Raw genomic sequence first — 8,750 nt, forward strand, 5'->3', positions numbered from 1 at the left:
TATCGTCATTTTCAATGATAAAACGTACTGTAGATGCAATCTCTTCCGCTTGACCTAAACGTCCTCACAATTGACACTATTTTCTACGCGAATCGTAAATCTATAAGCGAATGCCGCCGTCGATTTCAAATATACGACCGTTAACGTAGTCATTTTCAATGATAAAACGTACGGTGGAAGCGATCTCTTCCGCTTGACCTAAACGTCCAACCGGTACCATTTTCTCTAAACGCTCTAGGGCTTCAGGCTTCATGGCGGCAGTCATCTCAGTTTCAATCACACCCGGAGCGACGGCAGCGCTACGGATATTGTAACGCGCCAGCTCTTTAGCCCAACCCACGCTCATCGCAGCGACACCAGCCTTTGATGCTGCATAGTTAGACTGGCCAACATTACCCGCCTTAGCAAGACTCGAAATATTGATAATTACGCCTTCTTGCCCAGTCTCAATCATAGCGGCAGCCGCTTCACGACCACACAAGAATGACCCCGTTAGGTTGACGTTGATTACCGACTGGAATTGGTCGAACGACATACGGTCAAATACCTGACCTTCTTTCGCCTTAAGCAGTAGACCATCACGTAAAATGCCCGCGTTATTAATCAGTACGTTGACCTGACCAAAATCTTCTTTAATAAATTGGAACGTGGCAAATACATCTTCCTCATCAGTGATATCAACTGCGTAGCCTTGTACTTCAGCAGTCGCACCAATGTTTGCACAGGCTTTTTCCAACTTCTCTTGGTCCATATCGATAAGTGCTAGCTTGGCACCTGCAGCCGCTAAATTCTCCGCCATGGCGTAACCTAGTCCACCTGCACCACCAGTAATAACAACAACCTTATCTTTTAAATCCATTGGATCACCCTTTGTTTTTTATCTGTTCTGACTGAGCAAATTGCTCAAAAATACTTGAAAAATCACGCTTACCATTACCTTGCTTCGCATGATTCACATAAAGACTGCGCGCCAACGCGCCCATTGGCGTGCTTGAATTGGATAACAGCGCCGCTTCTTGCGAAAGCCCTAAATCTTTTACCATCAAGTCGACCATAAAGCCGCCTTGGTAGTCATTTGATGACGGCACAGACTCCATCACATCTGGACACGGATTATATTTATCTAACGTCCAATTACCACCACTGCTGACCTTCATAATGTCAGACAGCACTTTCGGATCGAGCCCGTGATCGATTCCCATCTGTAGTGACTCAGATGTGGCAACCATTAATACCGACAGCAGCATATTATTACATATTTTAGCGACTTGCCCAGCACCAGGACCACCAGCATGGAAGATATTGCCTCCCATGGCATCAAGTGCGCCTTGGGCTTGCTCAAATGCTTTATCACTGCCACCACAAATAAAGGTTAACGTGCCAGCAGCAGCGCCAGCTGTACCGCCCGATACTGGCGCATCAATAAATTCTAAGCCTTTATCGGCTGCATGCTTTGCGACAAAGCGCGCGCTGTCTGCATCAATCGTTGAACAATCGATAAGTAAGGTTCCCGGAGCAACCACGTCGATTAAGCCTTTGCTCGAGTCATCGGTTACATATAGACCGCGCACATGCTTACCCGCAGGCAGCATAGTCACCACTATGTCAGCGCCTGCCGCCGCGCCGCAGGCGCTTGTCGCGGTGAGTGCGCCTTGTTCGGCTAGCGCTTGCATTGCCGCAGGTACTAAATCAAAGACTTTTACGGTAAAACCCGCTTTAATCAGGTTGACCGCCATCGGGCCGCCCATGTTTCCTAAACCAATAAATGCAACTGTACTCATTATTCGCTCCAGTTCACGTTTGTGAGTGTTTGAACCTTATTCAGTTCTCTATCGCGGCCAATACCACTCACCGCATGTGTATTTTTTAGACAAACTTGTCATAAGCTCGCATAATCGAGTCGTTATTGCAGTTCCTTGAGCGGATGCTCTGCATTATCCCAAGGCGATTGCAGTAACGATTCGGCAAAACCGATTGGTATCGATGCTACATCACTAAACCGCCATTGTGGGCTACGGTCTTTATCAATGAGTAAGGCGCGTACGCCCTCCGCAAAGTCCGCTTTAGCGCAGCAGTTAACACTTAACCCAAGCTCCAATTTAAAGCACTCAGCTAAGCTCAGCTCACGACTCAGCACTTCACTCAATCGTGATTGTAAATACACCAAGTTCAAGCTGATTGGGCTGCCCGCGAGCATGGTCTTAACCGCTCTCGCTAACCAAGGGTTCCCCTCTAACGTGCTCACATCAAGTTGACTCACCTTAGTTAAGATTTCATCGATTGAGCCTGCCATCAGCTCATCAATCAATGGCTGATTTTGCTCAAGTACACTGTCAGCGATTGGCGCTTTATATTCCGCGCTCATAGCGCTAAGCGCATCATTTAATAACTGATGATTGTCTGCTGCGTTATCGCCCCATGACAATGTCGCTAATTTATCCAGCAGCGCCGCCTTGTCATCACTATTTAGGTAGTGATTACCAATTCCCACATATAAGGCATCGCTGCCATTCATGTTATAAGCGGTCATACCTAAAAATAGCCCGCTTTTACCCGGCATACGATTTAAGAAATAACTACCGCCCACATCGGGATATAAACCAATTGTTACTTCAGGCATGGCGATACGTGAGCGCTCAGTGACTATACGGTGGCTTGCGCCTATCATCAGCCCAAGACCGCCGCCCATTACTATGCCATCGCCCCACACAATGACCGGCTTAGCAAAGGTGTGCAGCAGATAATCTAACTGGTACTCTTGCTTAAAAAACTCGGTCGCTGCTTCGGTGATCTCACCCGGCGTTGTAATTGAAGCCTGATAAATCGCGCGTACATCACCACCGGCACAAAAGGCTTTTTCACCTGCGCCATCAAGAACAACAGCAACAATATTGCTATCACTTTGCCAAACAGTTAACTGCTCAGTTATTGCCTGCACCATATTAAGGTTTAGAGCATTAAGGGCTTTTTCAATATTCAGTGTCGCGACGCCAACTTGCATCCCTGAATCTGTGGCTAGCGTGCTAAACAGCACTTGCTCATTGCTTGTTTGCATATTGCTTGTTTGCGTATTTAACTCGCTCATTAGCCGTTCTTCCAGTTAGCTTTGCGTTTGTTCAAGAAGGCATTAACCCCTTCGGCTTGATCTTCAGTATCAAACAGGTTAACAAACAATTCACGCTCTAGCGGTAGCGCCTGACCTCTAGGCATACTACGGCCCGACTGAACGAGTCGCTTGCACGCCTTAACACTACTTGGGCTTTGATTAGCCACTTTTTCAGCTAACGCCATTGCAGTATTAAAGGCATCGCCTTTTACAACAACTTCTTCTACTAGGCCTATCTTCTCAGCTGTCTCCGCAGTAACACGCTCACCACATAAGATCATTCGCTTAGCCCAACCTTCGCCAACCAGCGCGGTTAAGTTTTGCGTGCCCCCAGCGCAAGGCAACAAGCCCACTGTGGCTTCTGGCAGCGCAAGTTGTGCTTGCTCTTCACAAATACGTAAGTCGCAAGCGAGCGCCACTTCGAGACCGCCGCCCATGGCATAACCATTAATAGCTGCGATAGAGACGCCACGAAACGCGCTTAAGGTCTCAAAGGCTTCACCAAAATAACGTGCCATATCGGCCGCATTTTGCTTATCGCCATCGGCAAAGAGTTTAAGATCTGCGCCTGCAGAAAAGAACTTCTCGCCTTCGCCTGTGATCACTAAGGCATAAACCTCTTTGTTTTCATTGAGGCTCAATACCTTATGCTTAAGCTCTTGTAGGCTCTCGGCTGTCCAGGTATTGGCTGGCGGATTGTTCATGCTGATCACCGCGGTGTGACCAACAATTTGTTCTTTTAATAGACTCTTATCTGCTGTTAACGTCATGAAAACTCCTTTTACTAAACTGAAATCAATTAAATTGGATACCAAGGTTTCTATAAAATAGCGCCAGCGTTTTCATCCAATAAACGGCGCGAGATAATCAATCGCATGATTTCGTTGGTTCCCTCTAAAATTTGATGGACTCGTACATCACGTACGTGACGCTCTAGCGGATACTCACGAATGTAGCCATAGCCACCATGAATTTGCAGCGCTGCATCACACACCTGAAAACCGATATCGGTAGCGAAGCGTTTAGCCATGGCGCAATAAGCGGTGGCTTCTGGGTCTTGCTGGTCTAACTTAAAGGCCGCCAGACGCACTAATTGGCGCGCTGCGACGAGCTCTGTTGCCATATCGGCAAGTTTAAATTGTAGCGCCTGAAATGCGGCCAAGGGCTTACCAAACTGTTTACGTTCATTCATATATTGAGTTGCACGTTCAAGTGCGGCTTGAGCGGTTCCTATGGAGCAAGTGGCGATATTGATGCGACCTCCATCTAGCCCCTTCATGGCAAAGGTAAAGCCTTCCCCCTCTTCACCCAACAAATAAGCTACTGGTACACGTACGTTTTCAAAAGTAATTTCACGAGTTGGCTGGGCGTTCCAGCCCATCTTATCTTCCGCCTTACCGTAGATAACACCGGCGGCATCGGCAGGAACCACAATCGCCGAAATGCCCTTCGGACCCGATTCACCAGTGCGGCACATGACAACCAATAGATCGGTCGCGCCAGCGCCTGAGATAAACACTTTCGAACCTGAAATCACGTACTCATCGCCTTCGCGAACCGCCTTAGTTTGCAGTGATGCCGCGTCGCTACCCGCACCAGGCTCCGTTAAGCAATATGACGCTAGCTTCTCACCTGTCGTTAATGACTCAGACCACTCTTGGCGCAGTGTTTCTGAGCCAAAACTAGTGACCATCCAAGTTGCCATATTATGAATAGTTAGCATCGCTGTGGTTGCTGTGCACCCCATGGATAACTGCTCAAAGATAATCGATGAATCTAAACGAGACAGTCCCATTCCACCTTCTGACTCTGGCGAGTACAGCGAGCAAAAACCTAGCTCTCCGGCTTTTTGAATCACATCCTTAGGAAAATGATGCTCTTCATCCCATTTGCCCGCGAAAGGCGCTAGCTCCTCGGTCGAGAACTGCTGTGCTAGATCTGCAAATTGGCGTTGGTCTTCATTCAGATTAAAATCCATCTGGCTACTCCTGTTGTTCTGTCAATTGCCTATTAAATTCACCCGTTGGTGATTCAGGCTTTGGGTCTTTGCTAACGGCTGCTCTTGCGAGTGGCTTACGTTGCAGACCTCTATTCGTTATTTATTGTTTATTCGTTATCGCTTGTTCTGCTTTATTAGCCAAATGCTGTACTGATTGCATTTAACTTTTTTCATTTAGGGCGTACGCGATAAACCTCTTTAGCCCCAAACAAACATGCCACCCGATGGGGTGGCAATAACGCCTGCTACTTAAGCTCAATCGTCATGTTGGGCGCCGATGCCACGGCTATATCTGACTCAAACCAACGCGCTGTAATGGTCTTGGTTTCAGTATAGAATCGCACCGCTTGCTTACCATAAGCATGCTGATCGCCATAGAAACTGCCTTTCCAACCTGTGAACGAGAAGAAAGGTAATGGCACTGGAATGGGTACATTAATACCCACCTGGCCCACTTCAATCTCGTGTTGGTATTTGCGTGCCGCGGCGCCACTGGCGGTAAAAATTGAGGTACCGTTGCCATATGGGCTGTCGTTTACAATCGCAATCGCCTCTTCAAGCGATTCTGCATTCATGCAGCAAAGTACTGGGCCAAAGATCTCTTCTTGGTAAATGCTCATATCAGTGGTGACGTTATCGAACATGGTTGGGCCAACCCAGTTGCCCGACTCGTAACCTTCAACGGTAAAGTCTGTACCATCTAGAAGGCAATCAGCACCTTCTTGCTTACCTTGAGCAATCAAGCTCACGATACGTTGCTTAGCGGCTGGGCTAATAACTGGGCCATAAGCCGCATCTTTGTCATCCCAAAGACCCGGCTTTACCTTGGCTATCGCCTCTTTAAGCTCAGGGATCCACTCCTTCGCTGCACCAACAAATACCGCCACAGACAGCGCCATACAGCGCTGACCCGCAGCGCCAACAGAGGCGCCCACTAAGTTATTAATTACCTGCTGCTTGTTGGCATCAGGCATGATCACGCAGTGGTTTTTAGCCCCTGCAAACGCTTGTACGCGTTTTAAGTTATCGGTACCTGTTTTGTAGATGTATTGACCCACATTCACCGACCCCACAAATGAAATCGCTTTAACATCTGGGTGAGTCAATAAAATATCCACTGCCGTTTTATCACCGTGAACCAGCTGCACTACACCTTTTGGTGCGCCCGCCTCTTCAAATAGCTCGATAAGACGCTGCGGCGTCATTGGATCTTGCTCAGATGGCTTAAGGACAAAGGTATTACCGCAAGCAATTGCCAGTGGGAACATCCACAGTGGGATCATCGCAGGGAAGTTAAACGGGGTAATGCCAGCGCAAACACCTAGTGGCTGGGTGTAGCTATAGGTGTCGATTGAGCGCGCCACGTTTTCAACGGTTTCGCCCATCATCATTGAGGCAATATTGCAGGCATGCTCGGCAACTTCGATACCACGCCATACATCGCCCTTGGCATCATCAAATGTCTTACCCGTTTCTTGCGCTAGAATCGTCGCAATTTCATCGTGATGCTCTTTTAAAAGATGCTGATACTTAAGCATCACACGAGCACGCTCTGAAACGGGCACCTCTTTCCAAGTTTGAAACGCCTGCTTAGCACTTGCTACAGCCGTTAATACTTCGGCATCGTTCGCTGCATTCACCACAGCAATAGTTTCGTTATTGGCAGGATTAGTCACCGCTATCTGCTTTTCGCCTTGGCCCAATACCCATTTACCGTCGATGTAATGCTTAACTTGAGTCGTCATATCGCTTCCTAATTTGGCAATGCCAGTGTTATTGGCTATTGCAAAATGATGATTTAACTTGGCCAGATTTTTATATTCATATTGATAGCGAACATGCCGCGTTCAATATTTTGGTCCTAAGTTAAATCGAGTCTTGTTGATTACTGTTTAAACTGCAGTCTAAATTAGTGTTTCAATGTGATTGCTCGTTTTAAAGCTCAATCGCCATGGCTGTTGCTTCACCACCACCAATACAAAGTGATGCCACACCGCGCTTAAGTCCGCGCGCTTTAAGAGCATAAATCAAGGTCACCAGCAAACGTGCACCCGAGCAACCTATTGGATGACCTAGTGCACAAGCACCGCCATTAACATTGACTTTGCTGGCATCGAGTTCAAGCTCCGAAATAGCCAACATGGTAACCATGGCAAAGGCTTCATTGATCTCATACAGATCCACCTCATCTTTACCCCAACTAACTTTGTCGAGCAGTTTGTTCATGGCGCCAACAGGCGCGGTGGTAAACATTGAAGGCTCTTGCGCATGAGTGCTGTGGCCCTTAATGGTGGCCATCACGTCGAGGCCCAGCTCAGTTGCTTTGCCGCGCGTCATCAACATGAGCGCTGCGGCGCCATCTGAAATTGAACTTGAATTAGCGGCTGTAATGGTGCCGTCTTTAGCGAATGCCGGACGTAGTGTTGGAATTTTATCTGGACGTGCGTTACCCGGTTGCTCATCGGTATCAATAACTGTGTCACCGCGGCGGTTAGAAACGGTAACAGGCGAGATCTCATCGCTAAAAGCACCCGAGTCGATTGCCGCATTCGCCTTTTCTAAGGAGTTCAGTGCAAAGCTGTCCATCTGCTCACGCGTTAACTTAAAGTCATCGGCGGTGTTTTGCGCAAACGTGCCCATAGCGCCGCCAGTATAGGCATCTTCGAGGCCATCGAGGAACATATGATCCATCACCTTGCCATGACCCATACGCATACCGCCGCGTGCTTTATCCAGTAGATAAGGTGCTTGACTCATGCTTTCCATACCACCAGCGATCACGACATTAGCACTGCTCGCCTTAATTAAGTCATGTGCTAGCATCACAGTCTTCATCCCTGACCCACACACCTTGTTGACGGTCGTTGCGCCAACAGATAAAGGTAAGTCAGCACCGAGTGTTGCCTGACGTGCGGGTGCCTGACCTAAACCTGCTGGCAAAACACAACCCATCAAGACTTCATCAACTAAATCGCCTGCAAGTCCGCTTTGCAGCATCAAGCCTTTAATCGCGGTAGCCGCAAGCTTTGGCGATGCAACACTCGATAACGCACCTTGGAACCCGCCCATAGGCGTTCGCTTTGCTGCAACAATAACAATATCTTGGTTTGACTGAACTGAACTCATAATTACTCCGGTAATACGCTAGTTAACCTTTATTAGAAATCGTCCAAAACCGCATTGTCAGTAGGGTTCAGCAGCTTTGTTTATTGACGGTTATCAGGTTATCGCCTAGCTAACATAAGTGTGATCTTGCTCAATATTTAACACTGTGACGTTTACGCGAACGTAAAGCAAGCGCTCATTGGTCAAATATCTACCAAAGTATAGGGTGGAGTTGTCACATAGAATTTACACAAGCTGGGTACTACAGGATAAGCGAGAAGTTATTGCTACAGCCGTCTGACTACTGTTGAAGTAACCGTTGGACTAGCCGTTGGACTAGCTGTTGGACTAGCCGTTGGACTAGCCGTTGGACTAGCCGTTGAACTAGCCGTTGAACTAGCCGTTGAACTAGCCGTTGAACTAGCCGTTGAACTAGCCGTTGAAGTAGCCGTTGAAGTAGCCGTTGGACTAGCCGTTGAACTAGCCGTTGAACTAGCCGTTGAACTAGCCGTTGAACTAGCCGTTGAACTAGCCGTTGAA

8 protein-coding genes are annotated in these 8,750 nt (G+C 47.9%); all 8 read right to left on the reverse strand.

Translation table 11 applies throughout. The features are described from left to right. Positions 1-100 precede the first annotated feature (100 nt). The gene (locus tag Q1A86_RS20880) at positions 101-859 is read right to left on the reverse strand and encodes an SDR family oxidoreductase (protein WP_299811343.1); all 759 of its coding nucleotides are present in this window, start codon (positions 857-859) and stop codon (positions 101-103) included. A gap of 4 nt (positions 860-863) precedes the next feature. Then, positions 864-1,781 (reverse strand): 3-hydroxyisobutyrate dehydrogenase, encoded by a 918-nt coding sequence (gene mmsB / locus Q1A86_RS20885; RefSeq protein ID WP_299811347.1) that lies wholly within the window; start codon positions 1,779-1,781, stop codon positions 864-866. A 122-nt stretch (positions 1,782-1,903) separates the two neighbouring features. Continuing rightward, positions 1,904-3,085 (reverse strand): enoyl-CoA hydratase/isomerase family protein, encoded by a 1,182-nt coding sequence (locus tag Q1A86_RS20890; protein WP_299811350.1) that lies wholly within the window; start codon positions 3,083-3,085, stop codon positions 1,904-1,906. Next, positions 3,085-3,876: an enoyl-CoA hydratase gene (locus tag Q1A86_RS20895; protein ID WP_299811353.1), complete on the reverse strand. Its 792-nt coding sequence runs from the start codon at positions 3,874-3,876 to the stop codon at positions 3,085-3,087. The genes Q1A86_RS20890 and Q1A86_RS20895 overlap by 1 nt, the downstream gene beginning before the upstream one ends. Before the next feature lie 50 nt (positions 3,877-3,926). After that, positions 3,927-5,084, reverse strand: a complete 1,158-nt coding sequence (locus tag Q1A86_RS20900) for an acyl-CoA dehydrogenase family protein (RefSeq protein ID WP_299811356.1) — start codon at positions 5,082-5,084, stop codon at positions 3,927-3,929. 266 nt (positions 5,085-5,350) lie between these two features. Beyond that, the gene (locus Q1A86_RS20905; protein WP_299811359.1) at positions 5,351-6,850 is read right to left on the reverse strand and encodes a CoA-acylating methylmalonate-semialdehyde dehydrogenase; all 1,500 of its coding nucleotides are present in this window, start codon (positions 6,848-6,850) and stop codon (positions 5,351-5,353) included. A gap of 190 nt (positions 6,851-7,040) precedes the next feature. Continuing rightward, positions 7,041-8,231 (reverse strand): acetyl-CoA C-acyltransferase, encoded by a 1,191-nt coding sequence (locus tag Q1A86_RS20910; protein ID WP_299811362.1) that lies wholly within the window; start codon positions 8,229-8,231, stop codon positions 7,041-7,043. A 266-nt stretch (positions 8,232-8,497) separates the two neighbouring features. Next, the coding region (locus tag Q1A86_RS20915) for a hypothetical protein (protein WP_299811365.1) at positions 8,498-8,750 on the reverse strand (253 nt) is incomplete at its 5' end.

The organism is uncultured Shewanella sp. (assembly GCF_947497935.1).
In the GTDB taxonomy this organism is placed as follows: domain Bacteria; phylum Pseudomonadota; class Gammaproteobacteria; order Enterobacterales; family Shewanellaceae; genus Shewanella.